General features: G+C 73.1%; 21 protein-coding genes. 13 read left to right on the forward strand and 8 right to left on the reverse strand.

Annotation, left to right across the window (positions count from 1 at the left end):
- Positions 1–182 precede the first annotated feature (182 nt).
- The 3 genes from KBB57_RS17340 to KBB57_RS17350 are packed head-to-tail and all read left to right on the forward strand — an operon-like array spanning position 183 to position 3,131.
- Entirely contained in the window at positions 183–1,079 is an 897-nt protein-coding gene (locus KBB57_RS17340) for a carbohydrate ABC transporter permease (RefSeq protein ID WP_290752912.1), read from the forward strand.
- Positions 1,079–2,014 (forward strand): carbohydrate ABC transporter permease, encoded by a 936-nt coding sequence (locus tag KBB57_RS17345; protein ID WP_290752914.1) that lies wholly within the window; start codon positions 1,079–1,081, stop codon positions 2,012–2,014. Before KBB57_RS17340 ends, KBB57_RS17345 begins: the two co-directional genes overlap by 1 nt.
- 4 nt (positions 2,015–2,018) lie before the next feature.
- A complete protein-coding gene (locus KBB57_RS17350) occupies positions 2,019–3,131 on the forward strand; it encodes an ABC transporter ATP-binding protein (RefSeq protein WP_290752917.1) in 1,113 nt (370 codons plus the stop codon).
- Between the two features lie 41 nt (positions 3,132–3,172).
- Here the strand turns inward: KBB57_RS17350 and KBB57_RS17355 are convergent, their stop codons facing one another.
- Positions 3,173–3,757 carry a Uma2 family endonuclease gene (locus tag KBB57_RS17355; RefSeq protein WP_290752920.1) on the reverse strand — a complete coding sequence of 195 codons (585 nt, stop codon included), beginning with the start codon at positions 3,755–3,757 and terminating at the stop codon, positions 3,173–3,175.
- 68 nt (positions 3,758–3,825) lie between these two features.
- Between KBB57_RS17355 and KBB57_RS17360 the strand changes: the two genes are divergently transcribed.
- From KBB57_RS17360 to KBB57_RS17375, 4 genes are read left to right on the forward strand one after another with little or no spacing between them, the layout of a single operon-like run.
- Positions 3,826–5,319 (forward strand): FAD-dependent oxidoreductase, encoded by a 1,494-nt coding sequence (locus KBB57_RS17360; protein WP_290752926.1) that lies wholly within the window; start codon positions 3,826–3,828, stop codon positions 5,317–5,319.
- Positions 5,316–6,899, forward strand: a complete 1,584-nt coding sequence (locus KBB57_RS17365) for a GMC family oxidoreductase (protein ID WP_290752929.1) — start codon at positions 5,316–5,318, stop codon at positions 6,897–6,899. The genes KBB57_RS17360 and KBB57_RS17365 overlap by 4 nt, the downstream gene beginning before the upstream one ends.
- A gap of 10 nt (positions 6,900–6,909) precedes the next feature.
- Positions 6,910–7,920 (forward strand): LacI family DNA-binding transcriptional regulator, encoded by a 1,011-nt coding sequence (locus tag KBB57_RS17370; RefSeq protein ID WP_290752932.1) that lies wholly within the window; start codon positions 6,910–6,912, stop codon positions 7,918–7,920.
- Between the two features lie 36 nt (positions 7,921–7,956).
- Complete coding sequence (locus tag KBB57_RS17375; RefSeq protein ID WP_290752935.1) at positions 7,957–10,017, forward strand: FAD-binding protein; 2,061 nt, start codon at positions 7,957–7,959, stop codon at positions 10,015–10,017.
- Between the two features lie 224 nt (positions 10,018–10,241).
- On the opposite strand, the gene mtnA is transcribed toward KBB57_RS17375, so the two are convergent.
- Both mtnA and KBB57_RS17385 read right to left on the reverse strand, forming a co-directional pair.
- Entirely contained in the window at positions 10,242–11,339 is a 1,098-nt protein-coding gene (gene mtnA / locus KBB57_RS17380; protein WP_290752937.1) for an S-methyl-5-thioribose-1-phosphate isomerase, read from the reverse strand.
- 242 nt (positions 11,340–11,581) lie between these two features.
- Complete coding sequence (locus tag KBB57_RS17385) at positions 11,582–12,754, reverse strand: ROK family transcriptional regulator (protein WP_290752967.1); 1,173 nt, start codon at positions 12,752–12,754, stop codon at positions 11,582–11,584.
- A gap of 233 nt (positions 12,755–12,987) precedes the next feature.
- On the opposite strand from KBB57_RS17385, the gene KBB57_RS17390 reads away from it, so the two are divergent.
- From KBB57_RS17390 to cysE, 4 genes are all read left to right on the forward strand, one after another.
- Positions 12,988–14,016, forward strand: coding sequence for a sugar ABC transporter substrate-binding protein (locus KBB57_RS17390; protein ID WP_290752940.1), 1,029 nt, complete (start codon positions 12,988–12,990; stop codon positions 14,014–14,016).
- Positions 14,017–14,132: 116 nt separating this feature from the next.
- Complete coding sequence (locus tag KBB57_RS17395) at positions 14,133–15,197, forward strand: ABC transporter permease (protein WP_290752941.1); 1,065 nt, start codon at positions 14,133–14,135, stop codon at positions 15,195–15,197.
- Positions 15,198–15,201: 4 nt separating this feature from the next.
- Entirely contained in the window at positions 15,202–15,981 is a 780-nt protein-coding gene (locus KBB57_RS17400; protein WP_290752943.1) for an ATP-binding cassette domain-containing protein, read from the forward strand.
- A 149-nt stretch (positions 15,982–16,130) separates the two neighbouring features.
- Positions 16,131–16,937: a serine O-acetyltransferase gene (gene cysE / locus KBB57_RS17405; protein ID WP_290752946.1), complete on the forward strand. Its 807-nt coding sequence runs from the start codon at positions 16,131–16,133 to the stop codon at positions 16,935–16,937.
- A 507-nt stretch (positions 16,938–17,444) separates the two neighbouring features.
- Here the strand turns inward: cysE and KBB57_RS17410 are convergent.
- From KBB57_RS17410 to KBB57_RS17420, 3 genes are read right to left on the reverse strand one after another with little or no spacing between them, the layout of a single operon-like run.
- Complete coding sequence (locus tag KBB57_RS17410) at positions 17,445–19,820, reverse strand: ImcF-related family protein (protein WP_290752949.1); 2,376 nt, start codon at positions 19,818–19,820, stop codon at positions 17,445–17,447.
- Between the two features lie 4 nt (positions 19,821–19,824).
- Complete coding sequence (locus KBB57_RS17415) at positions 19,825–20,685, reverse strand: M15 family metallopeptidase (RefSeq protein ID WP_290752950.1); 861 nt, start codon at positions 20,683–20,685, stop codon at positions 19,825–19,827.
- Positions 20,682–21,434, reverse strand: a complete 753-nt coding sequence (locus KBB57_RS17420) for a protein phosphatase 2C domain-containing protein (protein ID WP_290752953.1) — start codon at positions 21,432–21,434, stop codon at positions 20,682–20,684. The genes KBB57_RS17415 and KBB57_RS17420 overlap by 4 nt, the downstream gene beginning before the upstream one ends.
- Positions 21,435–21,568: 134 nt before the next feature.
- On the opposite strand from KBB57_RS17420, the gene KBB57_RS17425 reads away from it, so the two are divergent.
- Positions 21,569–22,219 carry an OmpA family protein gene (locus KBB57_RS17425; protein WP_290752955.1) on the forward strand — a complete coding sequence of 217 codons (651 nt, stop codon included), beginning with the start codon at positions 21,569–21,571 and terminating at the stop codon, positions 22,217–22,219.
- Between the two features lie 10 nt (positions 22,220–22,229).
- Here the strand turns inward: KBB57_RS17425 and KBB57_RS17430 are convergent, their stop codons facing one another.
- Positions 22,230–23,243: a FliM/FliN family flagellar motor switch protein gene (locus KBB57_RS17430; RefSeq protein WP_290752959.1), complete on the reverse strand. Its 1,014-nt coding sequence runs from the start codon at positions 23,241–23,243 to the stop codon at positions 22,230–22,232.
- A gap of 180 nt (positions 23,244–23,423) precedes the next feature.
- On the opposite strand from KBB57_RS17430, the gene KBB57_RS17435 reads away from it, so the two are divergent.
- Positions 23,424–24,239, forward strand: a complete 816-nt coding sequence (locus KBB57_RS17435; protein WP_290752962.1) for a flagellar motor protein MotB — start codon at positions 23,424–23,426, stop codon at positions 24,237–24,239.
- Positions 24,240–24,260: 21 nt separating this feature from the next.
- Here KBB57_RS17435 and KBB57_RS17440 read toward each other — a convergent pair whose 3' ends face one another.
- On the reverse strand, positions 24,261–25,013 hold the full coding sequence (locus tag KBB57_RS17440) for a sulfite exporter TauE/SafE family protein (protein WP_290752964.1): 753 nt from the start codon (positions 25,011–25,013) through the stop codon (positions 24,261–24,263).
- Positions 25,014–25,053: the final 40 nt, after the last annotated feature.

Below are 25,053 nucleotides of genomic sequence, written 5' to 3' on the forward strand. Positions count from 1 at the left end.
GGCCACGCCAACCCGGCGGCGGTGAAGAACGCGATCTACGACGTGGTGACCGCGCAATTCAACGGCGAGTACGACAGCGCCACGGCGGTGCAGGAGCTCGTCTCCGCCGTCGAGCTCACCCAGTAGCAGAGCGCGGGAGGGCGGCGAACGCCGCCCTCCGGTCACACTTCGGGGGATTTCCCATGGCACAGGCCGAAACGCGCCGCGACGGCGTGGACTGGCTGCGCGACGCCTTGCCGAAGCTGGTGCTGAGCCCGAGCTTCGCGATCGTGCTGGTCTTCGTCTACGGCTTCATCCTCTTCACCTTCGTGCTGTCGTTCACGGATTCGAAGATCCTGCCCTCGTTCGGCTGGGTCGGCCTGCAGAACTACCAGCGGCTGTTCGGGCTCCGGGCCTGGGGGATCGCGGTCAACAACCTGCTGGTCTTCGGCTCGCTCTACATCGTGATCTGCTGCGCGATCGGGCTGACGCTGGCGATCCTGCTCGACCAGAAGATCCGCGCCGAGGGGTTCATCCGCACGATCTACCTCTATCCGATGGCGCTGAGCTTCATCGTCACCGGCACGGCGTGGAAGTGGTTCCTCGATCCGGGGATCGGCCTCCAGGCGGTGGTGCGCTCGTGGGGCTGGGAAGGGTTCGCCTTCGAGTGGATCAAGGACCCGAAGATGGCGATCTACACCATCGTCATCGCCGCGGTCTGGCAGACCAGCGGATTCGTCATGGCGATGTTCCTTGCGGGGCTGCGCGGCATCGACAACGAGGTGATGAAGGCGGCGCAGATCGACGGGGCATCGACCTTCGCGCTCTATCGCCGGATCGTCATCCCGCAGCTCAGGCCCGCCTTCATGTCGGCCGTCGTGGTGCTCGCCCACATGGCGATCAAGTCCTACGACCTCGTCATCGCCCTGACGGGCGGGGGGCCGGGGACGGCGACCGAGCTGCCGGCGACGTTCATGTACTCCTACACCTTCACGCGCAACCAGATGGGCATCGGCGCCGCCTCGGCGGTGATCATGCTGATGTCGATCGCGGCGATCATGGTGCCGTTCATCTGGTCCGAGCTCCGGGAGAAGAAGTGATGACGGACCTCAGCGCCGAAGCCTCGGCCGCCGCCGTCCGGCCCCTCGGCTCGCCCGGCTCGCCCGGCGCCAGCCAGGTGATCCAGACCGGCCGCGCCGCCCGGGCAGGCATCTACCTCGTGCTGCTGCTCTTCTGCCTCTACTACCTCTTGCCGCTCTACGTGATGGCGGTGAACTCGCTGAAGCCGCTGAGCGAGATCCAGGCCGGCGGCATGATGGCGCTGCCGAGGCAGTGGACGCTCGCGCCCTGGGCCAGCGCCTGGTCGACGGCGCAGATCGGCGTGGCGGCCACCGGCCTGCGGCCGTTCTTCCTCAACTCGATCATGATGGTCGTGCCGGCGGTGGCGATCTCGACCGTGCTCGGCGCGCTCAACGGCTACGTGCTGACCAAGTGGCGGTTCCGCGGCGACACCTGGGTGTTCGGGCTGCTGCTCTTCGCCTGCTTCATCCCGTTCCAGATGGTGCTGATCCCGATGGCGCGGATGCTGGGCCTGATGGGGCTCGCCGGCACGGTGCCGGGGCTGATCTTCGTCCATCTCGTCTACGGCATCGGGTTCTCGACGCTCTACTTCAAGAACTACTACCAGCAGTTCCCGACCGAGCTGGTGCGCGCCGCACAGATCGACGGGGCGGGGTTCTTCACCATCTTCCGCCGCATCATGCTGCCGTCCTCGGGGCCGATCGCGGTCGTCTGCATCATCTGGCAGTTCACCAACATCTGGAACGACTTCCTGTTCGGCGCCTCGTTCTCGGACTTCGACAGCCAGCCGATGACGGTGGCGCTCAACAACCTCGTGCAGTCCTCGACGGGCGTGAAGGAATACAACGTCCATTTCGCCGGGGCGATCATGGCCGCCCTGCCCACCCTCCTCGTCTACGTCGTCGCCGGCCGGTACTTCGTCCGCGGGCTGATGGCGGGCTCCGTGAAAGGCTGATCCGATGGGCTTTCTCGACATCAAGCGGGCGACCAAGAGCTACGGCTCGGTCAAGATCCTGCACGAGACCGACATCTCCATCGAGGAGGGGGAGTTCCTCGTCCTGGTCGGGCCGTCGGGCTGCGGCAAGTCGACGCTGCTCAACATGATCGCCGGGCTGGAGGAGGTCACCAGCGGCGACATCGCGATCAAGGGGCGCTCGATGACCGGGGTGCGGCCGGCCGACCGCAACATCGCGATGGTGTTCCAGAGCTATGCGCTCTACCCGAACATGAACGTCGCGCAGAACATCGCCTTCGGGCTGGAGATGCACGGCGTGCCCAAGGCGGACCGCGACAAGGCGGTGGCGCAGGTGGCCGACCTGCTGCAGATCAGGCACCTGCTCGACCGCAAGCCCGGGCAGCTCTCGGGCGGGCAGCGGCAGCGCGTCGCCATGGGGCGGGCGCTGGTGCGCGACCCGGACGTGTTCCTGTTCGACGAGCCCCTGTCCAACCTCGACGCGAAGCTCCGCGTCGACATGCGGACCGAGATCAAGAAGCTGCACCAGAAGCTGAAGACGACCATCGTCTACGTCACGCACGACCAGATCGAGGCGCTGACGCTGTCGACGCGGATCGCGGTGATGTTCGGCGGCCACGTGCAGCAGCTCGGCACGCCGAAGGAGATCTACGACACGCCGGCCAACATGTTCGTCGCCGGGTTCATGGGCTCGCCGTCGATGAACCTGTTCCCGGCGAAGGTCGCGGTGGAGGACGGCCGGGCGGTGGCGAAGGCCACGCTCGCCGGCGGGGGCGAGGCGACGCTGCCCTTCGCCGAGGGGCGCGGCTTCGAGGCGCAGGCGGGGCGCGAGATCGTGCTGGGGCTGCGCCCGGAGGCGATCACCGACCGCGACGGCGCGGACCGCCACAGCCGGGCGGTGCATGTCGTGGACGTGCCGGTGGAGATCACCGAGCCGGCAGGCTCGGACACCTTCGTGATGGCGCATCTCGGGGGGAGGGAGGTCACCGGGCGGTTTCGCGCCGACGTGGACGTGCGGCCGGGGCAGGTGTTCCCCTTCGCGATCAACATGGAGAAGGCGGTGGCCTTCGATCCCAAGACCGAGCTGCGGATCGCGTGATGGAGGCGAGGTCGGGATCCGGAGCGGGCGGTCGCCCGGCGTCAGAGGCCGTCGAAGATGTCTGCGATCTCGATCGTCAACCCCGGGGGATCGAGCGCCAGCCATCCGTCGCGGAGCACGCTGGCGGCGATCCGGCCGTCCTCGTCGCGGCGGTGGTGGATGACGAGCCGCTTGTCCGTGTCCACGATCAGATAATGCCGCAGGTTCGGCATGGAGAAATAGCCGGCGAGCTTGACGCCGCGGTCGACGCCGCCGGTGGAGGGGGAGACGACCTCGACGACTATGACGGGATCGGTGACGTGGACCGTGTCGGTCGGCACGGGCGGGCCGCAGCGGACGAGCGCGTCCGGCTCGTAGACGGTGCGGTCGTCGATGCGGACGGCCATGCCGTCGGGAAAGACCCGGCAAGGAAGACCCTGCGCGCGGATGTCCTCACGGAGCGCTGCGAAGGCGTTGCCCTTCGCTATCGCGTGGCCGGCCCGTTCAGAGGCCATGGCGACGACCACGCCGTTCTCGAGTTCGTAGCGGCCGGTCGGCTGCTCGATCGCCCAGGCGATGAACTCGTCCGCGGTGAACTCGGACGGCTCCGGCTGCTTCATGATGCGCCCCTGCTGTCTGCCGGTCATCCTACGTCCTCCGCGGCCGTTGCGCGAGTCCGGCTAGCGCCGGCGCGTGAACAAAGGGTTGGTCGGTCGTGAGCGCGGGGCCGGACGTCGTCGTCATCGGCTCGGGCATGGGCGGGGCGACGCTGGCGGCGGCGCTGGCGGCGTCGGGGCGGCGGATCGTGATCCTCGAGCGCGGCGAGCGGCTGGCGGACGGGCCGGAGGCGCGGGATGCGGAAGCGATCTTCGGGCGGGGGCATTTCCGGCCGAAGGAGGAATGGCTGACGCCCGCGGGCGAGGCGTTCAACCCGGGGAACTACTACTACGTCGGGGGGAACACGAAGCTCTACGGGGCGGTGCTGATCCGGTATCGCGCGGAGGACTTCCGGCCGATCCGGCATCTGGGAGGGACCACGCCGGGGTGGCCGATCGCCTACGAGGACCTCGAGCCCTGGTACCAGCGGGCGGAGGAGATGTACCGGGTGCGCGGCGACGCGGGGCAGGACCCGACGGAGCCGCGGCATTCCGGGGTCTATCCGTTCCCGCCGGTGCCGGACGAGCCGGCGATCGCCGACCTGCGGGCGCGGCTGACGCGGGCGGGGGTGACGCCTTCGGCGCTGCCGCTCGGGCTCGATCTCGACGGCTGGCTGCGACGGGCGGCGACGCCGTGGGACGCCTTTCCCGACACCACCGGCGCCAAGAGCGACGCCGAGAGCGTCGGGATCGCCGCGGCGCTGGCGCATCCGAACGTCACGCTGGAGACGGGGGCGCTGGTCACCCGGCTAACCGCCGGGCCGGACGGGCGGATCGCCGCGGTCGAGTACAGGCAGGGCGGCGAGGCGAAGCGGCTGGAGCCGGGGCTCGTGGCCCTGAGCGCGGGGGCGGTCAACTCGGCGGCGCTGCTGCTGCGCTCGGGCCTCGCCAACCGCTCGGACCAGGTGGGCCGGAATTTCATGAACCACAACTGCTCGGCGGTGCTGGCGGTCAGCCCGTTCCGGCGCAACGGCTCGGTCTACCAGAAGACCCTCTACGTCAACGACTTCTACCTGAGCGGCGGCAAGGACGGGACGCCGCTCGGCAACATCCAGCTCCTCGGCAAGATCTCCGGCCCGATCCTCGCCGCGGCCGGCGGCGTGCCGCGGGCCGTGGCGGGATGGCTCGCGGGACACGCGGTCGACCTCTACGCGATGAGCGAGGACCTGCCCGACCCCGAGAGCCGCGTGACGCTCCTGGGAACCGGCGCAGGCGAGCGGATCGTCCTCGACTGGCGGCGCTCGAACTGGGAGGCGCACGAGGCGCTGGTGGCGCGGCTCAAGGCGGTGCTGCGCCGGGCCGGCTTCCCCGTGGCGCTCTCGAAGCCCTTCGACCGGCGCACGCCCTCGCACCAGTGCGGCACGGCGCGGATGGGGCGCGACCCGGGGGCCAGCGTCCTCGACGTCTTCTGCCGCGCCCACGACCACGCCAACCTCTTCGTCGTCGACGCGAGCTTCCTCCCCACCTCCGCGGCGGTGAACCCGGCGCTGACCATCGCCGCGCAGGCGCTGCGCACGGCGGACCATATGTTGAGCAAGGATCTGGCAGGATGAGCGCCGAGGGCTTCGACTACGTCATCGTCGGCGGCGGGTCGGCCGGCTGCGTGCTCGCGGCGCGCCTCTCCGAGGACCCCGCGGCCCGGGTGCTGCTGCTCGAGGCGGGCGGAACGGACCGCCATCCGTTCTACCACCTGCCGGCCGGCTTCGCGAAGATGACCAAGGGCATCGGCTCCTGGGGCTGGCGGACCACGCCGCAGCGGCACATGGACGGGATGGTCATCCGCTACACCCAGGCCCGGGTGATCGGCGGCGGCTCGGCGATCAACGCGCAGATCTACACGCGGGGCAACGCGCTCGACTACGACGAGTGGCGGCAGATGGGCTGCGACGGCTGGTCCTACGAGGAGGTGCTGCCGTATTTCCGCAAGGCCGAGGACAACGACACCTGGGAGAACCGGTATCACGGCAAGGGCGGCCCGCTCGGCGTCTCGAAACCCTCCGCCCCCCTGCCGATCTGCGAGGCCTATTTCGCCGCCGCCGCCGCGCTCGGCATCCCGCGCAACGACGACATGGCCGGCGAGACGCAGGACGGGGCGGGCTACTATCAGCTGACCCAGCGTAACGCCCGCCGGTCGTCGGCGGCGATGGCCTATCTGGCGCCGAACCGCGGGCGGGCGAACCTGACGGTGCGGACCGGCGCGCAGGTGCGGCGGATCGTCGTCGAGAACGGCCGCGCGACCGGCGTCGAGCTGATGGACGGCGGCCGGATCGCGGCGGAGCGCGAGGTCATCCTCTCCTCCGGCGCGATCGGCTCGCCGCGGATGCTGATGCTGTCGGGGATCGGGCCGGCGGACCATCTGGCGGAGGTCGGCATTCGCCCCGTCCTCGACCAGCCCGGGGTGGGGTCGAACTTCCAGGACCACCTCGACCTCTTCGTGATCTGCGAGGTGACCGGGCCGCACACCTACGACCGCTACGCGAAGCCCTGGTGGTCGGCGGTGGCGGGCCTCCAGTACCTCGCCACCCGCACGGGGCCGGTCGCCTCCAGCCTCTTCGAGACGGGAGGCTTCTGGTACGCCGACAGGGACGCCCGCTCGCCGGACATCCAGCTCCACCTCGGCCTCGGCTCCGGCATCGAGGCGGGCGTCGCCGCCATGCCGAACGGCGGCGTGACGCTCAACTCCGCCTATCTCCGCCCCCGCTCGCGCGGGACCGTCCGCCTCGCCAGCGCCGACCCGGCGGCGGCCCCGCTGATCGACCCGAACTACTGGGAGGACCCCCACGACCGCGAGATGTCGATCCGCGGGCTGAAGCTCGCGCAGGAGATCATGGCGCAGGCCCCGCTCCGGCCCTTCGTCCTCGCCGAGCGCCTGCCCGGCCCGGAGGTGCGCACCGACGAGGACTATTTCCGCTTCGCCTGCCGGCACGCCAAGACCGACCACCACCCGGCCGGCACCTGCCGGATGGGCCCGGACCCGGGCGCGGTGGTCGACACGCGGCTGCGCCTCAACGGGATCGCCGGGCTCCGCGTGGTCGACGCCTCGATCATGCCGAACGTCGTCTCCTCCAACACCAACGCGCCGACGATCATGATCGCGGAGAAGGCCGCCGACATGATCCGCGCCGACGCCTGAGGCCCGCGCGATGCGCCGCCCGACGATCGTCGACGTCGCCCGCGAGGCGGGGGTGTCGAAGTCGACCGTGTCGAACGTGCTCCAGGGCAGCGCGGCGGTGCGCCCGCAGACCCGCGAGACCGTCGAGAAGGCGATGGACGCGCTCGGCTACGTCTACAACCGCGCGGCGGCGAACCTGCGCGGCGCGGACGTGGGCCTGATCGGCCTCGTCATCAACGACCTCCGGAACCCGTTCTTCACCGAGTTCGCGGCCAGCGCGCAGATGACCTTCGCCCGGCGCGGCTACGCCACGGTGATCGCCAACACCGACGAGGACGCGCGCGTGCAGGCGCAGGTCATCGCCTCGATGATCGAGCACGGCGTCTCGGGCTTCCTGATCTCTCCGGCCTATGTCGAGGAGACGGAAGGGCTCGAGGCGGTGCGGCGGGCGGGGATACCGGCGATGCAGGTGCTGCGCCGGATCGACCCGCGCACGGCGGCCTTCCCCTTCGCCTCGCTCGACTACGGCGCCGGCGGGCGGCTTGCGACGGAGCATCTGCTCGGGCTCGGGCTGAGGCGGATCGCCTTCGTCGGCGGGCTGGAGAACCGCCCGGTGACCGACGAGCGGATGGCCGGCTACCGCGCCGCCATGGCCGAGGCGGGGCTGGCGCCCGTGGCGTTCCACGGCCGGCCCAGCCGCGCCTTCGGGCGCGACATGGCGCTCGGGCTGCGGGCCGAGCGGCCCGACATCGAGGGCGCGGTGTGCTTCTCCGACCTCGTGGCGCTCGGGATGCTCGCCGGCCTCGCGCAGGCCGGGGTGCGGGTCGGCGCGGAGTTCCGCCTCGTCGGCTTCGACGACATCGAGGAATGCGCGCTGACCTGGCCGCAGCTCAGCTCGGTGCGCTGCGACGTCGCCCGGTTCGGCCGCGAGGCGGCGGAGGCGATGCTCGCCTGGCTCGAGGACGACGTGCGGCCGCCGGAGCGGCGGCTCGCCCCGGTGGAACTGATCGTGCGCACCTCGAGCGTCGGCGTGCCGGCGTGACGCCATGATCCCGGATCAAAGAGGAAGGGCCCGCCCGTGACCGTCGACGTTCCGCAAGCCATCCTCGACGCGCTGACCGACGTCGACATGCCGCGGCTGCCGCCCCTGCGCGCCTCCGGCGAGACGGTCGAGGCCGAGGGGGCGGCGATCCCGGTCCACCGCTGCGGCTGCGTGGTCGTCGGCAGCGGCGCGGCGGGGCTGCGCGTCGCGGTGGAGCTGAAGCGGCGCGGCGGCGACGTCGCGGTGATCAGCCAGAGCGCCTGGGGCGGCACCTCGGCCTGCTCGGGCTCGGACAAGCAGACGCTCCACACGGCGAACGTCGCCGACCGTGGCGACGACTTGAAGGCGATGGCCCGCGCGATCCGCGCCGGCGGCGCGATGGACGAGGACACGGCCTATGTCGAGGCGGTCGGCTCGTCGCGGGCGATGGCCTCGCTCCAGTATCTCGGGCTGCCGCTGCCGCAGGAGCGGCTCGGCGGCACGCTGCGCTACCAGACCGACCACGACGAGGTCGGCCGCGCCACCAGCTGCGGCCCGCGCACCTCGCGGCTGATGGTCAAGGTGCTGGCCGAGGAGGCGATCCGCCTCGGCGTGCCGATCTGGAACCACACGACCGCGGTGGAGATCCTGACCGAAGGCGGGCGCGCCTGCGGGGTGCTGGCGCTGCGGCCGAAGGAGGCCGGGGCGGGGAACCCGCTCGGGCTCGCGGCCTTCCTCGCGCCGGTGGTGGTGCTGGCGGCCGGCGGGCCGGGCGAGCTCTACCGCGACAGCGTCTATCCGAACGGCTGCTTCGGCTCGCTCGGCCTCGCGCTCGACGCAGGCGTCGAGCTCGTCAACCTGACCGAGAGCCAGTTCGGCATCGGCACGCGGCGCGAGGGGTTTCCCTGGAACCTCTCCGGCACTTACGTGCAGGCGCTGCCGCATGTCTATTCCGTGGACGCGGAGGGGAGGGAGCGGCATTTCCTCGCCGACTACTACCGGACGACGCGGGAGCTCGCCTCGAACCTCTTCCGCAAGGGCTACCAGTGGCCGTTCCACGCCACGCGGATGCTCGATTTCGGCTCGAGCCTCGTCGATCTCGCGATCATCCGCGAGACGGCGGCCGGGCGGCGGGTGCTGATGGACTTCAACCGCAACCCGCTGCCGGCGGGCGACGGGGCGGCGTTCGACCTCGCGAATCTCGACGACGACGTGCGCGCCTATCTCGGCGCCGCCGGGGCGGGGCAGGCGACGCCGATCGCCCGGCTCGCCCACATGAACCCGCTCGCGATCGAGCTCTACCGCCGCTACAAGATCGACATCGCCGCCGAACCCCTGGAGTTCGCGGTGAACAACCAGCACATGAACGGCGGCGTGGCGGTCGACGTCTGGGGCCGGTCGAGCCTCCCCGGCTGCTATGCCGTCGGCGAAACGGCCGGCACCCATGGCGTGACCCGCCCCGGCGGCGCCGCGCTCAACGCCGGCCAGGTCTTCGGCACGCGGGCGGCCGAGCACATCGCCGCCGGCGGCGCCGCGGCCGCGCCGGCGGCGGGCGACGCGCACGCCGCGGTCGCCGCCGCGGCGGCGCGAGTCGTCGGCGTCCTGCGGCCGGGAAGCGGGCTCGGCGTCGCCGCCGTGCGCCGCGAGGTGCAGGCCCGCATGAGCGACCGGGCCGGCCCGATCTGCGACGCGGCCGGGGTGGGGGAGGCGCTCGCCGGCGCCCGGGCCCTCAACGCCCGCATCCGCGCCGAGGGGCTGGCCTACGCCCGCCCGGCCGAGGCGGCCCGCGCGCTGCAATGGCGCCAGACCGCCCTTGCCTCCGAGGCGGTGCTGGCGGCGCTCGACCACTACGTGGCCGGCGGCGGCGGCAGCCGCGGCGCCCGCGCGATCTGCGCCCCCGACGGCGAGGCCGTGCCGATGGGCGCGGCCGGCCCCCTCGACGCCTTCCGCTTCCGCCCGGAACGCCCCGAGCACCGCGCCGGGCAGATCGTCGTCCGCAAGGACGGCGACGCGCTCCGCATCTCCACTCGCCCGAACCGTCCCTTCGACGAGACCGCCCGCGCGTTCTTCGAGCGCGACTGGCCCGACTGGCTCACCGGGCGCATCTACGACCGCTGACGCCGGGCGCCTGCGCCGCCGCGCCCGGGCGCTCCCGATCCGCCCGCCCGGGACCCCCTGCGGCGTCGCCGCCAGCTTCCGGACGCGCGTGGCCGGATTGTCGGCCGCGACGTCGGCGCGGGGCTCGTCATTCGCGCAATAAAATTACCATATTTTTATTCTCGTTTGAATTCATGAGCTTGACCCCTGTCGCACTGTGCGACATTTTCCGGGCGGCCCCGATCTCACGCCACGGCGCGGTCCGGAAACAGTCCGGCCAGCCCGTCGGCGGTCGCCGCGCAGACGCCGCGCTCGGTGATCAGCCCGGTCACCAGCCGGGCCGGCGTCACGTCGAAGGCGGGGTTGGCGGCCGGGGTCTCCTCCGGGCAGACCCGCACCCGGTCGAGCCCGCCCCCTGCCTCGGTCCGGCCCCAGACATGGGTCACCTCCGAGGCGTCGCGCTCCTCGATCGGGATGGCGAAGCCGTCGGTCAGCGTCCAGTCGATGGTGGGGGAGGGGAGCGCGACATAGAACGGCACCCCGTTGTCGCGCGCGGCGAGCGCCTTCAGGTAGGTGCCGATCTTGTTGGCGACGTCGCCCCGCGCCGTCGTCCGGTCGGTGCCGACGATGACAACATCGACCTCGCCGCGCTGCATCAGGTGGCCGCCGGCGTTGTCGACGATCAGGTGGTGCGGCACGCCGTGCCGCGCCATCTCCCAGGCGGTCAGCGCCGCGCCCTGGTTGCGCGGCCGGGTCTCGTCGACCCAGACATGCACCTCGATCCCTTCCTCGATGGCGCGGTAGATCGGCGCCGTCGCGGTGCCCCAGTCGACCGTGGCGAGCCAGCCAGCGTTGCAATGGGTCAGCACGTTGACCGGCCGCCCGCTCTTCCGCCGCGCGATGTCGGCGAGGACGCCGAGGCCGGCGTCGCCGATCGCCCGGTTGATCGCCACGTCCTCGTCGGCGATCTCCGCCGCCTTCGCCCGCGCCGCCTCCCGCCGCTCGCCCGGAGGCAGGGGGGCCAGCGTCGCCCGCATGGCGTCGAGCGCCCAGCGCAGGTTCACCGCCGTCGGCCGCGTCCGCGCCAGCGTCTCCCGCGCCGCGCCGAGCCCCGCGTCCGACGGGTCCGCCGCCATCGCCAGCGCCATCCCCCACGCCGCCGTCGCCCCGATCAGCGGCGCCCCCCGCACCGCCATGTCCCGGATCGCCACCGCCGCGTCCCCGAGGCTGGCGAGGTCCGCGACCACGAACTCGTGCGGCAACCGCCGCTGCTCGATGATCCGCACCGTCCGGCCATCCTCGGCGGGCCAGATCGTGCGATAGGGAACGCCGTCGACGAGCATGGGCTTCTCCGCTGCGCAGGAACCGTGACCCTCCGCGCCCCCCCGCCCGCTGTCAACCCGGCCAGACCCGCGGCTACCTGCGGCCTCCCCGACACCCCGCCGGCAGGCCTTCCGGATTACGCAGGGTCTGCGAGCCTCCCGCCGCCACGCCCTCCGTCAAGCCGGCCCGACCGCGGCGCCCGGCGGGGCCTTCCCGCCACGCGGGGACGACGAGCCTCCCGCCTTCCGCCCGCCCGCCGCCGTCAACCCGGCCCGACCTGCGGCCTTCCCGACACCCCCGACAGCGCGTGCCGCTCGACGAGGTAGCGGTCGAAGAGCGGCAGGCTCGCGCCCCCGAGCGCCCGCGCGATCGGCCCGAGCGCGCCCGCGCGCAGCGAGGGCGGCTCGACCCCGGAGAGGTCGATCCCGGCCAGCGCCGCCTCGGTGGCCGCGATCAGCCGCGCCAGCACCGCCGGCGGCAGCGCGCCGTCGATCAGCGCCGCCTCGATGTCGATCACCGTCGAGGCCGCGGCGATCGCCTGCGCCATCCCGTGCGCCGCCTCGTCGATCCAGCGGCCCAGATGCGGCTCGAACGCCGTCCAGTCGCCCGAGGGATCGAAGGCCGCGTCCGACGCCACCCCCGCCGCCCGCAGCCGCCGCTCGAGCACCACGAGCGACGCGATCTCGATCAGCTGCACCATCCGCCCGCCGCCGTCCTGCACGGGCATCGACCCGATCGCCGCGGCGTTCCCCGTCCGCCCGGCGAAGAGCCCGCCGTTCAGCACCAGCCCGCCGCCGATGAAGGCGCCGACATGCAGGTAGAGAAAGTCGTTGAGCTCCGCCCCCGCCCCGAACGCCAGCTCGGCCCCGCAGGCCGCGGTCGCGTCGTTCTGGAAATAGACCGGATAGGGCAGGCGGGCCGCCAGATCCGCGCGCAGATCCGCATCGCGCCATGCCGCCATCTCGGCCTCCGGCGCGCCCATCTCCTCCGCCCAGCTCCAGAGCGCGAAGGGCGCCGCCAGCCCGATCCCCGCAATCCGCGCCGCCGCCGCCGGCCCGAGCAACGCCTCCGCCTCCGCCACCGCCTCGACGATGGCGCGCACCGTCTCCCGCGGCGTCGGATAGCGATAACCCCGCCGCGCCTGCCACCGCACCACCCCCGCGAAGTCGACGAGCGCCAGCTCGAGGCTCCGCCGCCCGACCTTCGCCCCCACGAAGAACGCGCCCTCCGGATCGAGCGACAGCGGCACCGAGGGCTGCCCCACCCGCCCCCGCTGCGGCTCGCCGCGCCTCAGGAGCCGGTCGGCCTCGAGATGGCGCATGATCACCGACACGGTCTGCGCCGACAGGCCGGTCATCCGCGCGATCTCGGTCTTGGCGAGCGCCCCGTGCCGCCGCACCAGGCTCAGCACCAGCCGCTCGTTGTAGGCGCGCATCCCGGCCTGATTCGTGCCACGCTGCTGCGGCAGCGCCGGATCGACCCGCTCCGAGTGTTCCGTTTCCGGCGCCACGCCCCGCTCTCCCGCCTGCACCCGGGTTCGGCGGCAGAGTATGACCAGAAAATAAATCAGAGTGATTTATTTATTGACACGAGCACAGATATGAGGTTCCGTAACGTCAAGCCGGACTGCCAGGGAAGGCGCCGGCGACCTGGGAGGGAGAGAATAGCATGATCCGGAATTCCGTGAAGACGTGTCTGCTGGCCGCGGCGGGCGCGCTGGCGTTGTCGGCGGTCCCGACCTTCGCGCAGGAAGTCTCGGCCTGCCTGATCACCAAGACCGACACCAACCCGTTCTTCGTCAAGATGCGCGAGGGCGCCGACGCCAAGGCCAAGGAGCTCGGCGTGACGCTGTCGAACTACGCCGGCAAGGTCGACGGCGACAACGAGAGCCAGGTCGCCGCCGTCGAGACCTGCGTCGCCAACGGCGCCAAGGGCATCCTGATCACCGCCTCCGACACCGCCGCGATCACCCCGGTCCTGAAGACCGCCCGCGACGCCGGCGTGCTGGTGATCGCGCTCGACACCCCGCTCGAGCCGGCCGACGCCGCCGACGCCACCTTCGCCACCGACAACTTCCAGGCGGGCCTGCTGATCGGCGAATGGGCCAAGGCGACGCTCGGCGACAAGGCCGCGGACGCGAAGATCGCCATGCTCGACCTCGCGATCAGCCAGCCCTCGGTCGACGTGCTGCGCGACCAGGGCTTCCTCCAGGGCTTCGGCATCGACCTCGGCGACCCGAAGAAGTGGGGCGACGAGACCGACCCGCGCATCGTCGGCAACGACGTGACCGCCGGCAACGAGGAGGGCGGCCGCAAGGCCATGGAGAACCTCCTGATCAAGGACCCGGACATCAACGTCGTCTACACGATCAACGAGCCGGCCGCCGCCGGCGCCTACGAGGCGCTGAAGGCGGTCGGCAGCGAGGGCAACGTGCTGATCGTCTCCGTCGACGGCGGCTGCCCGGGCGTCGAGAACGTCAAGGAAGGCATCATCGGGGCCACCTCGCAGCAGTATCCGCTGCAGATGGCCGCGCTCGGCATCGAGGCGATCAAGAAGTTCGCCGAGACGGGCGAGAAGCCGGCGCCGACCGAGGGCAAGGACTTCTTCGACACCGGCGTCACGCTGATCACCGACCACCCGGCCGGCGGCGTCGACTCGGTCGACAGCGCCAAGGGCCTGGAGCTCTGCTGGGGCTGACGTAGCCGCCGCCGCCGGGGCGACGCGCTCCGGCGGCGGCATCCCTCGGGCGCCTCGCGCCGCCCGGACGCAGCGTCGCCCGGGAGACAAGCAAAGCAAATATGGGAGGGCCCGCGATGGCCGAATCCGCATCCACGTCGTTCGAGGCGGCTGCGGCCGGCAGCCCGCAGGCTGTCGCCCAGTTCGAGGACGAGCACACCTCGCTCCTGCACAAGATCCAGCACTGGCTGCACCGGACGCCCTCGGCGGTGCCGATGATCGTGCTGCTCCTGTCGATCATCATCTTCGGGCTCGCCGCCGGCAACTTCTTCCGCGCCGGCACGCTCAGCCTGATCCTGCAGCAGATCGCCGTGGTCGGCATCCTCGGCTGCGCCCAGTCGATCGTGGTGCTCACCGCCGGCATCGACCTCTCGGTCGGCGCGATGGCGGTGTTCACCTCGGTGATCATGGGCATGTTCACCTTCCGCTACGGCATCCCGGCCCCGCTCTCGGTGCTGGTCGGCCTCGCCGCCGGCACCGGCATGGGCGCGGTCAACGGCTACCTGGTGTCGCGGATGCGCCTGCCGCCCTTCATCGTCACGCTCGGCACCTGGCAGATCATCCTCGCCGCGAACTACCTCTACTCGGCGAACGAGACCATCCGCAGCCAGGACATCGAGACGCAGGCGCCGTTCCTCCAGCTCTGGGGCTGGACCTTCAAGATCGGCGTCACCACCGTCTCGCTCGGCGTCGTGCTCCTCGTCATCATGGTGCTGGTGATGGCCTACGTGCTGCGCCACACCGCCTGGGGCCGGCATGTCTACGCGATCGGCGACGACGCCGAGGCGGCCAAGCTCTCGGGCGTCCGGGTCAACCGCGTGCTCGTGCAGGTCTATGCGCTCGCCGGCTTCTTCTGCGCCGTCGCCGGCTGGGTGATGATCGGCCGCTTCGGCTCGGTGTCGCCCTCGGCCTCGACGGGCGTCCTCGGCAACATCCAGTCGATCACCGCGGTCGTCATCGGCGGCATCTCGCTCTTCGGCGGACGCGGCTCCATCCTCGGCATGTTCTTCGGCGCGCTGATCGTCGGGGTGTTCGAGCTCGGCCTCCGGATGCTCGGCACCGACCCGCAATGGACCTACCTCCTGATCGGCGCGCTCATCATCGGCGCGGTCGCGATCGACCAGTGGATCAGAAAGGCCTGACGCCATGACCCAACCCGTTCTCATGGGCCGCAACCTCGTCAAGCGCTACGGCAAGGTCACCGCTCTCGACCACTGCGACTTCGAGCTGCTGCCGGGCGAGATCCTCGCGGTGATCGGCGACAACGGCGCCGGGAAGAGCTCGCTGATCAAGGCGGTCTCCGGCGCGGTGAAACCCGACAGCGGCGAGATCTTCCTCGACGGCAAGCCGGTCGCCTTCGCATCGCCGCTGGAGGCGCGCGGCGCCGGGATCGAGACGGTCTACCAGACCCTCGCGATGTCGCCGGCGCTGTCGATCACCGACAACATGTTCATGGGGCGCGAGATCCGCAAACCGGGCTTCATGGGCAAGTACCTGCGGCAGCTCGACCATGCGGCGATGGCGAAGTTCGCCCGCGAGAAGCTCTCCGAGCTCGGCCTGATGACGATCCAGAACATCCATCAGGCGGTGGAGACGCTCTCGGGCGGCCAGCGCCAGGGCGTCGCGGTGGCCCGCGCCGCGGCCTTCGGGTCCAAGGTGGTGATCCTCGACGAGCCGACCGCGGCGCTCGGCGTCAAGGAGAGCCGCAAGGTGCTCGACCTGATCCTGGAGGTCCGCGCCCGCGGCATGCCGGTGGTGCTGATCAGCCACAACATGCCGCATGTCTTCGAGATCTCCGACCGCATCCACGTCCACCGGCTCGGCAAGCGGCTCTGCGTGATCAACCCGAAGGACTACACGATGTCGGACGCGGTGGCGTTCATGACCGGGGCGAAGCAGCCCCCGGCCGAGGCGCTCGCCGCCTGAGGCGACGCCCGGAAGGACTGAGCCCGCGCGGTCCCGGCCGCGCGGGCTTCGTCGTCGTCAGGGACGCGGGCGGGGTTGCGGCGGGGCAGCGCCTTGATTTTCGGCCGCCGTCGCGCAAGTATCTCCGGTCGCTACAAAGGAATGCCCCCATGGCCCAGGTCAAGCCGCAGGTCGCCCGGTTCGACCCGATCTGGCAGACGATCCGCGAGGAGGCCCAGGAGATCGCCCGCGACGAGCCGCTGATGGCGAGCCTCGTCCACGCCGGCATCCTGCACCACGACAGCCTCGAGAAGGCGCTGAGCTTCCGCATCGCCCAGAAGCTCGCCTCGTCCGAGATGAGCGACCTGATCCTGCGCGAGATCGCCGACGGCGCCTATGCCGCCGACCCCTCGCTCGGCGTGGCGGCGCGGGCGGACATCCTTGCGGTCTACGAGCGCGATCCGGCCTGCCACCGCTATCTCCAGCCCCTGCTGTTCTTCAAGGGCTTCCAGGCGTTGCAGTGCTACCGGATCGGGCACTGGCTGTGGGGCCACCAGCGGCGCGAGCTCGCGTATTTCTTCCAGATGCGCACCTCGGAGTCGTTCGGCGTCGACATCCATCCCGGCGCGCGGATGGGGCAGGGGATCATGATCGACCACGCCCATTCCATCGTGATCGGCGAGACAGCGGTGGTCGGCGACAACGTCTCGATGCTGCATTCGGTGACGCTCGGCGGCACCGGCAAGGAGGACGGCGACCGGCATCCGAAGATCGAGGACGGCGTGCTGATCGGCGCGGGGGCCCATGTCCTCGGCAACATCCGGGTCGGCCATTGCAGCCGCATCGCCGCCGGCTCGGTGGTGCTCGAGCCGGTGCCGCCGTGCAAGACCGTCGCGGGGGTGCCCGCCCGGATCGTCGGCGAGGCCGGCTGCGCCGAGCCCTCGAAGATGATGGACCAGATCATCGCCGGCGCCTGAGCCGACGCCTCGCGGCGGCGGCGCGTCCAGGCGTGTTCACGCGTGAATATTCGCTAAGTCATTGATTTGTCGTGGGGCGAGGTTAACGGAACCTTTCCCCTCGCGCTTCACGACCGTGGAAGGGAAGCCCGGCCGGAAGCAGGCCGCGACGGTGACGCCAGACGGATTTGACCCGCGGCAAATCCGTCCGCGATCGCCCCTGCGGGGGGCGAGCGCGTTTCCGCGCTCGCCGGGGCGCTCACGGACGGATTGCGTGCGACGGGGAAATCTGGACCCCCTACGGCTTCCGCGCGCAACCGCGCTCCAGCCGTCGGCGCGGCGAAAGCCGTGCTTTCGCTTGTCGCGCCGGGCCTCGCGGGCAAGCCCGCTTCGGTCGGTCGGTCGGTCGGTCGGTCGTCGGCGCGCGCCCCGGGGATTCAGCAGGGCAGGCAGGCGTCGCGCGGGGCGCTTTCGCCCGTGGCCCCTCATCCGCCCTCGTCTCGGGAGCGCGTGCGGATGCCGCGCGCCTCACAGCCGGGCGGGGCAGGTCAGGCCGCGCAGGAGCGGGCGGGCGGCGACCGGGTTGGCGGCGCTCGGGAAGTCGAGCTGGAAATAGGCGCGGTCGGCGCCGACGCGGGCGTCGACGAGGAAGCGCCTGCCGTCGTCGCGGGGCCGGAGCCGCAGGCCGTCGAGGAAGCGCAGCAGCCCCCAGGGTCCGGCCGCCGCACGGCCGTCGCCGGGCCGGGGCCCGAAGGCGAGCGCGAAGCCTGCCGCCGGGTCGGGGCCCGGCCAGTCGAGCGTCGCCGGGTCGCCCGAGCGCGCGTCGAGCGGGGCGGTCGCGCCGCCAAGCGAGACAGAGGCCGGGCGGCTCTGCGCCAGCGGGATCAGGGTGGGCGCCGCCCGGGCCGCGCCGTCGGGGAAGAGCCGGGCGCGGATGGCGGCGGCGCGCTCGAAGAAGGCGGCGCTCTCCGGCGCGAGCCCGGTCAGCCGCGCCTCGGCCTTCCATCGCCACGGCGAGGCGTCGGCGTCGACGAGCGCCGCGACCTCGCCCGCGAAGAACCGGTCGACGACGCCGTCGGGTCCGAGCACGGCCGCCACCGCGGCCGGGTCGGCGTCGGGGCCGGGGCCGAAGGGATAGCGGCCGTCGATCGCGCTGCGGCACGCCTCGGCCGCCTGCTGCTCCCACCGGATCGAGACCCGGCTGCGCAGCAGCCCCTCGTTCGAGGCGGCGGTCTGGGCGAGGGTGTCCACCACGATCTGCGCGACGATCGGCGGGGCCTGGTTGAGCGCCACCACCCCGGCGGCGCGGGCCTGCACGCCCATAAGCGCCTCGGCGCCGAGCCTGGAATCGGCGTCGAGCGTCGCCAGCGCCACGTTGAGGCTGGCGAAGATGCGCGAGATCTCCGCCATGCCGCCGCCCTCGACGAACTGGATCGCCGGGGTGAAGGCCGCGCCGATGCGGACCTGCTCGGCGAAGCCGCGGCCGTGGTCGCCGCCGCCGACCTCGCGCCAGACGGCGCGGATCAGCGCGTCGAGCGGCGAGGGGCTGGCGGCGAGGCTGCCGCTGACGAGGAGCGCGCCGGGCTGGTCGGAGAAGGGGCGGACCCGCAGGTCGGCGAGGTAGCCGCGCCAGGCGGCGATGGTGGCGACCTGGAGGCGGGCGAGGACCTCCTCCGGCTCGGCCTGCCGGTCGTCGCCGACGAGCCGCCCGGCCTCGCGCGCGGCGAGCGCCGCCGCGTCCGTGGCGCCGCCGTCGCGGGCGAAGCTCCAGCCCGGGGTGGCGTAGAGCCCGGGGACGCCCTCGGCGATCGGGCGGCCCGAGCGGCGGACGAGGATGTCGGCGAGGCTCGCCGCGGCGTCCGGCGCGGCCCAGTCGGGCAGCGCCTCGGCGCGGGGGTCGCGGCGGAGCTCGACGAAGGCGCGGTCCGCCGGGTCGCCCTCGGCCGCGAAGCGGCGCGCCTCGGCGAGGACGGCCGGGTCCGGGGGGGCGAGGTCCGGGGGCGGGCCGGTCATCGCCGGGGCGTGGGGGGCGAGCGGCGCGAGGCCGGGATAGTCGCGAGCGCGGTCGGCGATCCAGCCGGCGAGGAACCCGGGGCGCCAGTCGGCCTCGCCGGAGAGGATCGCGCGGGCGCGCAGGTCGTCGTAGAGCGCCGCCGGCTCGCCCTCGCTGGCGAGCGCGCCGTCGATCGCGGCGGCGAGCGGCCCGGGGATGCGGGCGTCGGCCGCGACGGCGTACTCGGCCCGGGCGCGGCGGCCCGGGTCGAGCCAGGGGATGCGGGCGGCGAGGCCGAGGGGCGAGGCCTTCGCCGCCGCCTCGATGCGGCTGGCCTCGGCGGCGAGCGTGTCGAGGCTCGCGCCGTCGGCGACCGGCATGGTGGCGGCGAGGCGGGCGGCGTAGCGCCATTCGATCCAGCCCGCCCAGGCGGCGAGGGCGGCGACGAAGGCGACGACGAGGGCCGCCGGCCCGAGGCCGCGGCGCGGCCGGGCCGGCGGGCGGACGGCGGCGGCGGCGTCGAGGCAGTGGCCGAGGAAGCGGGCGAGGTCGCGGTCGGCGCGGCGTGCGGCGGCGCGCAGCCCCTCCGGGTCGGCGCCGCGCAGCGGCCCGGCGAAGCCGCGGGCCCAGGCGCGGGCGTCGAGCGCCGGGTTGCCGCGGGCGCGGGCGTCGAGGACGAGCGCGAGCGCCTGCGACGCGGCGGCGATCCCCGCCGCCGGCAGGTGGGCGTCGCGGGCGGCGCGGGCGAAGTCGTCGAGGGCGCGCCCGGCCTCGGCGGCGAGGCGGGGCGTGTCGGGCCGGGGGTCGCGGGAGAGGCGGTCGGCGAGCGTCACGACCGGGCGGGCCAGCCCGGGCCACCGGTCGGCGGCGGCCCCGGGCGGCGGACGGACGACGGTGCGCGCCTCGCTCATCGGCTCAGAGCTCGCCGTCCGCGACCCATTGGCGCAGCATCGCCTCGCCGACCTCGAAATGCATCGAGTCCTCGCGCCCGTAGCCGGCGCCCCAGTACCAGCCGGCGTCGTTGAAGTAGTCGGCGAGGACGGCGAGGCCGAACTGGGTCTGGGCGTCGCCCATGCGGTCGAGCTGGCCGGTCAGCGTCAGGTCGATGGCGAGCCCCCAGGCGTGCGAGGAGACGACGCTGGACGAGCCGCGGACGTAGCGGGCGCAGAGCGCGCCGGCGGTGCCGATGGCGGCGAAGAGCTCGGGCTCGTCGGTCTTGAGCTTGGCCATGACGGTGGCGAGCGAGTCGAGGGCCGGGCGCAGCATGGTGACGCGGAAGCCGGCGATCTCGCGCGTCTCGAGCCTGTCGACCATGCGCGGGTTGGTGACCGGCTGGCAGTCCTGGGTGTAGCTCGTGCGCGGCTCGCCGATCAGGGCGCGCAGGGTTTCCGGGCGGGGGCGCTCGATGCCCCGGTTGAAGCGGGTCTTGGCGAGCTCGAGCTGCTGGGCGATCGCCTCGGTCGCGGGGGGCGCGCCCTCGCCCTCGTAGACGTCCGCCGGGGGGAGGCCGGCGTCGGGGAGCGCCGCCGGCGGGGCGGGGGCCGGGGCCTCGGCGCGGAGGCTCTCCTGCGCCTCGGCGAGGCGGCGGGTCTCGCGGCGCAATGCGGCGAGGGCGTCGGCCTGCGCGGCGATCTCCTGGTCGAGCCGGGCGATCTCGGCCTCGAGGCCGGAGGCGCCGGCGTCGCGGAGGAGCTCGGTCACGAGGGCGAAGGTCGCCGCCGCGACGACGAGGCTCGCGCCGATGACGGCGGCGGCGGCGAGGCTCGCGCCCTTCACCCCGCGGCCTCGATGCGGACGACGATGACGGAGACGTTGTCGGGGGCGCCGCGGTCGAGGGCGGCGATCATCAGGGCGCGGGCGAGCGTCTCCGGCGGCTCGGGGCGGGCGAGGGTGGCGGCGAGCTCGCGGTCGGGGACGCAGCGGGTGAGCCCGTCGGAGCAGAGCAGGATCACGTCGCCGCGGCGGAGGTCGACGGCGCGCATCTCCGGCTCGAGGCGGTCCTCGGCGCCGACGGCGCGGGTGACGACGTGGGCCTGCGGGTGGGTCTCCGCCTCGGCCTCGGCGAGGCCGCCGCGGTCGATCAGCTCCTGGACGACGGAATGGTCGCGGGTGACCCGCTCGACGCCGCCGGCGCGGGCGAGGTAGCCGCGGCTGTCGCCGGCCCAGGCGAGCGTCGCGCGGGCGCCGTCGATCTGCGCGGCGACGATGGTGGCGGCCATCTCGCCCAGGCCCTCGTCGCGGGCGCGGCGGCGGATGGCGGCGTTGGCCTCGCGGAGCGCGGCGGCGAGGTCCGCGGGATCGGAGCCGTGGGGGAGGCGCGCGAGGGCGTCGATGACGATGTCGGCGGCGACGTCGCCGTGGCCGAGCCCGCCGAGGCCGTCGGCGACCGCCCAGAGCGCGCCGGCGGGGTCGGTCAGGATGGCGTCCTCGTTCATGCCGCGCCGGCGGCCGGCATGGGTGAAGCCCGCCCCCACGGCGCGCAGCGCCGGTTGCGCCGCGGGTATGCGGGTCACCGGGGCGGCCATCGCCGGGCTCGCGACATCGGTTGCGCACCTCGGAATGAAGCCGTCGGCGCCATCCGGGGCGCCGGGCGATTGCGCTGCGGCCCAGTCTAGAATAATCTGGGGCAGGGCGAAACAGTATTTCCGGGAGCCCCGCCATGACGCAATTCCGCGTCGCTACGCTTCTCGTCCTGACGCTGGCGGCCGGGTGTCCCGCCATGGCGCAGGAATGGACGGACCAGGAGCTGCGCGACCGCTTCGAGAGCCAGATCGACACCTTCCGCGAGCTCGGCGCGTCGCGCGGGCTGGTGCTGACCAATCGCCCGGCGGCGGAGGCGCCGGGGGCCGCGGTCACCACGGCCGCGCCCGAGACGGCCCCGGCGGCGGAGTCGGGCGGCGCGGCGCCGGCGCTGACGCTCGCGCCGGCGGGCGAGATGCCGCTGGCGGCGACGCAGCACGTGACGCTGCCCGAGGACGAGCAGGTCTATGTGCGGGTCACCTTCGCCTTCGATTCCGCCGCCCTCGCCGAGGACCAGAAGCCGGCGCTGCGCCAGCTCTGCAAGGCGATGGACGCGGCCGGGGTGAAGGTGTTCCGCATCATCGGCCATACCGACGCGACCGGGAGCGAGCGCTACAATCAGCAGCTCTCGGTGCTGCGGGCCGAGGAGGTGAAGCGGTTCTTCGTCGACGATTGCGGGATCGCGCCGGAGCGGTTGCAGGCGATCGGCGTCGGCAAGGACTATCCGTCCAACGCGGCCGATCCTTACGCCGCGGAGAACCGGCGCGTGGAGTTCCAGGCGATGAGCTGAGGCGGCGCCGTCAGGCGGCGCCGGCTTCGGCCGGCAGCGCCTCGGGAGCGTCGGGCGCCGGCGGCGCGGGGCGCAGGGCGCGGCCGACGTGCTGGACGAGGCGCGGGTCGACCGGCGTCTCGAGCTTGACCACCTTGCGGCCCTGGAAGGCGCCGAGGCGTCCCGCGGCGACGAGCGCGCTGCGGCCGCCGGGCTGGGGGATGGTCAGCTCGATCGTCTCGGCCGCCTGGCGGGGGATCTCGATCGTCTGGCCGACCTTGAGGTCCTGGAGCGCGGCGAGGCTGAGGCTCTGGCGGTGCAGGACGGCGTCGACCGGCACCGGCGCGGCGGCGGCGGCGCGGCGCATCAGCGTCTTCCAGAGGTCGTTCGGGCGCTCGCGGGCCGCCTGGCTGGCGCGGGCCTCGATCGAGGCGCGGATGACGTCGAGGGTGGAGAGCGGCAGGACGAGGTCGCAGGTCCCGCGCCGGCCCGCCTCGGCGAGGGTGAGCGTCAGGCGGATGACGAGGACGTCGATATAGTCGGGGGCGAGGCGCAGCTGGGCGACCTGCTGGCGCTGGTCGCGGATGCGCATCTCCTTGGGCATCGGCCGGCCGAGGGCGGCGCCGATCGTCGCGCCGAAGGCGGCGAGGACGGCGTCGACATGGAGCCGGCCGAGCGCCATGTCGATCGCGGTCAGGCCGCGCGCCAGCGGCGCCGGCGCGGCGAGCGGGTCGCCGCCGAGGGTGAGGTCGACGAGGTGCCAGGCGAGGTCGGCGTGGATGGCGATCAGCGCCGGGATGTCGGCGTCCTCGACCTCGACGACGCCGAGGAGGGCGGGCGAGGAGACGGCGCCGGTGGCGTCGGCGAGCCGGGTCACCCGGGGCGCCGCGACCTCGGCGACGAGGGTGGTCTTGACCAGCGGCCGCAGCCGGTCCTCGACGGCGCGGGCCAGCGTCTCGGCCACGACGTCGGTGTCGGGGAGCGGCGAGCGCGCGACGCCGCCCTGGCGCAGCTTCTTGGAGAGGACGGCGGCGGCGGGGGACATCGGCGCTCCTTCGGCGGTCGGCGCGGCCGACGTTCCGGCGCGATGATTCCGGCGCAATGGTTGCGCGAGGGTGAACGAAACCCGGTCAATCGTGGACAAATGCCTGCGCGCCTCGCGGCTGCGGTAACGGGGGGGCAAGGGTTGCGGCCCTAGAACGTCCCTCGGTCGGGGGGCTGGGCGATGGGCAACAGGAATTCCAAGAGCGTCATCATCATCAAGCGACCGAAGGTGGTCGAGGGCGGCCATCACGGCGGGGCGTGGAAGGTGGCCTACGCCGACTTCGTGACCGCGATGATGGCGTTCTTCCTGCTGATGTGGCTGCTCTCGGTCACCGACGACAAGACCCGGCTGGGGCTCGCCGACTATTTCAGCCCGACGATCCCGATCCACTCGACGCGGGGCGGCGGCGACGGGCCCTTCGCGGGGTCGACGATGTTCAGCCAGGACATCCTCGCGCGCGACGAGACCGGGCGGGAGAGCGCGCCCGGGCTCAAGGAGGGGCTGCCGGCGGAGGCGGAGGCGGGGGACGCGGCGCTCGACGAGCTCGCGAACGAGCTCAGGGGCGCGAGCGGGGACGCGGTCGAGGCGGACCCGCTGCTCGCGCATATCCGGACCCGGATCACCGACGAGGGGCTGATCATCGACGTCTTCGACATTCCGGGCTCGCCGCTCTTCGCGACGGACGGGGCGGGGCCGGAGCCGATCCTCGAGCGGCTGCTGGCGATGATCGGGCGGGTGCTGGCGCGGACGGAGAACCCGGTCGCCGTCTCGGGCCACCTCGCGGCGTCGGATGTCGGGGCCGGGCGGCCCGATCCCTGGACGCTCTCCGCCGACCGGGCGCAGCTCGCCCGGGCGAGGCTGGTGGCGGCGGGCGTCGTCGACGGGCGGCTGGCGCGGGTTTCCGGCAAGGCCGACCGCAGCCCGGCCTCGGAGAGCGCCGGGGACCAGCGCAACCGGCGGATCGAGATCACCCTGCTGCGGCGGTTTCCGGACTGACGGACCCTGCCGCGGGACCGGTCAGGCGCGCGGCCAGAGCATGCGCAGGCCGGAGGCGAGGAGGATGGCGGCGAGGAGCAGGCGCAGCCAGCGCTCCGGCAGGAGCCGGGCGCCGATCGTGGCCCCGGCGGCGCCGCCGGCGGCGACGGCGAGGAGCCAGAGCGGCAGCTCGGCGGGCAGGCGGCCGAGGGCGGCGTAGCTGCCGGCGAGCGCGGCGACGGAGTTCACCAGGTTGAAGATGGCCGTCACCGCGGCGGCGCGGCGGATCCCCACCCAGTTCATCGCGAGGATGAGCGGGGCGAGGAAGACGCCGCCCCCCGTCCCGGTCGTGCCCGAGACGAAGCCGACCGCGGCGCCGGCGGCGAGCGCCGGCCAGAACGGCGGCTCCACCGGGGGCGGGCCGTCGGCGGCGCGGGGGCGGAGGGCGGCGCGCAGCATCTGCGCCGCGGCGAGGACGAGGATGGCGCCGACGGCGGGGTAGTAGAGGCGGGCCGGGAGCTGGACCATGCCGCCGAGGAGCGAGAACGGGGCGCCGAGGACGGCGAAGGGGTAGAAGGTGCGCCACGACACCTGCCCGGCGCGGCGGAACACCAGCGCGGCGATGGCGGCGACGACGATGTTGAGGGCGAGCGCGGCGGGCTTCATCACCGCGGGATCGAATCCGAGCGCCCCCATGGCGGCGAGGTAGCCGGTCGCGCCCGCCTGCCCGACGGCGGCGTAGAGGGCGGCGATGACGAGGAGGGCGAGGGCGAACCCGGGGCCGGGGTCTGTCATTGGGGGATCCGGGTCGGGGGTGGGCCCCGGTGTGTTAGGC

The sequence above is a fragment of the Amaricoccus sp. genome, assembly GCF_017993425.1.
GTDB lineage: Bacteria > Pseudomonadota > Alphaproteobacteria > Rhodobacterales > Rhodobacteraceae > Amaricoccus.

What these genes read in the sequence shown, in the direction of transcription:
- KBB57_RS17340 (WP_290752912.1), top strand. Translation starts at nt 183, where the DNA reads ATGGCACAGGCCGAAACGCGCCGCGACGGCGTGGACTGGCTGCGCGAC.
- KBB57_RS17345 (WP_290752914.1), top strand. Translation starts at nt 1,079, where the DNA reads ATGACGGACCTCAGCGCCGAAGCCTCGGCCGCCGCCGTCCGGCCCCTC.
- KBB57_RS17350 (WP_290752917.1), top strand. Translation starts at nt 2,019, where the DNA reads ATGGGCTTTCTCGACATCAAGCGGGCGACCAAGAGCTACGGCTCGGTC.
- KBB57_RS17355 (WP_290752920.1), bottom strand. Translation starts at nt 3,757, where the DNA reads ATGACCGGCAGACAGCAGGGGCGCATCATGAAGCAGCCGGAGCCGTCC.
- KBB57_RS17365 (WP_290752929.1), top strand. Translation starts at nt 5,316, where the DNA reads ATGAGCGCCGAGGGCTTCGACTACGTCATCGTCGGCGGCGGGTCGGCC.
- KBB57_RS17370 (WP_290752932.1), top strand. Translation starts at nt 6,910, where the DNA reads ATGCGCCGCCCGACGATCGTCGACGTCGCCCGCGAGGCGGGGGTGTCG.
- mtnA (WP_290752937.1), bottom strand. Translation starts at nt 11,339, where the DNA reads ATGCTCGTCGACGGCGTTCCCTATCGCACGATCTGGCCCGCCGAGGAT.
- KBB57_RS17385 (WP_290752967.1), bottom strand. Translation starts at nt 12,754, where the DNA reads ATGCGCGCCTACAACGAGCGGCTGGTGCTGAGCCTGGTGCGGCGGCAC.
- KBB57_RS17390 (WP_290752940.1), top strand. Translation starts at nt 12,988, where the DNA reads ATGATCCGGAATTCCGTGAAGACGTGTCTGCTGGCCGCGGCGGGCGCG.
- KBB57_RS17395 (WP_290752941.1), top strand. Translation starts at nt 14,133, where the DNA reads ATGGCCGAATCCGCATCCACGTCGTTCGAGGCGGCTGCGGCCGGCAGC.
- KBB57_RS17400 (WP_290752943.1), top strand. Translation starts at nt 15,202, where the DNA reads ATGACCCAACCCGTTCTCATGGGCCGCAACCTCGTCAAGCGCTACGGC.
- cysE (WP_290752946.1), top strand. Translation starts at nt 16,131, where the DNA reads ATGGCCCAGGTCAAGCCGCAGGTCGCCCGGTTCGACCCGATCTGGCAG.
- KBB57_RS17410 (WP_290752949.1), bottom strand. Translation starts at nt 19,820, where the DNA reads ATGAGCGAGGCGCGCACCGTCGTCCGTCCGCCGCCCGGGGCCGCCGCC.
- KBB57_RS17420 (WP_290752953.1), bottom strand. Translation starts at nt 21,434, where the DNA reads ATGGCCGCCCCGGTGACCCGCATACCCGCGGCGCAACCGGCGCTGCGC.
- KBB57_RS17425 (WP_290752955.1), top strand. Translation starts at nt 21,569, where the DNA reads ATGACGCAATTCCGCGTCGCTACGCTTCTCGTCCTGACGCTGGCGGCC.
- KBB57_RS17430 (WP_290752959.1), bottom strand. Translation starts at nt 23,243, where the DNA reads ATGTCCCCCGCCGCCGCCGTCCTCTCCAAGAAGCTGCGCCAGGGCGGC.
- KBB57_RS17435 (WP_290752962.1), top strand. Translation starts at nt 23,424, where the DNA reads ATGGGCAACAGGAATTCCAAGAGCGTCATCATCATCAAGCGACCGAAG.
- KBB57_RS17440 (WP_290752964.1), bottom strand. Translation starts at nt 25,013, where the DNA reads ATGACAGACCCCGGCCCCGGGTTCGCCCTCGCCCTCCTCGTCATCGCC.